The sequence below is a fragment of the Streptomyces sp. AB3(2024) genome (genome assembly GCF_041862025.1).
Classification (GTDB): domain Bacteria; phylum Actinomycetota; class Actinomycetes; order Streptomycetales; family Streptomycetaceae; genus Streptomyces.
Genome location: NZ_JBGWAB010000414.1, coordinates 1 through 223, shown reverse-complemented (window position 1 = coordinate 223; position 223 = coordinate 1). Strand labels below are relative to the sequence as shown.

1 pseudogene is annotated in these 223 nt (G+C 62.8%); it reads right to left on the bottom strand.

Annotated elements, in window-relative coordinates:
• Nucleotides 1-223, bottom strand: a pseudogene (locus tag ACEPPI_RS41020) (transposase); the annotation flags it as partial.

Here is a 223-nt window from a genome sequence, read left to right as displayed (position 1 = left end):
GGTGTGGGCGGCGATGATCAGCCAGGTCCACAGATCGGCGGTGTTGGGGTCTCTAATCTTCGGAACGGTCCAGCCGAGAGTCTGCTTGAAGAGGCGGAAGGTGTGCTCGAGGTCGAAGCGCCGAAGGAACGCCTGCCACCGCAGATCGATGTCCTCGCTGGTCATCCCGGTCTTGGAGGACCACAGCCAGACCGGTTTCGGGTCACGATCACCGGGGAGGTGT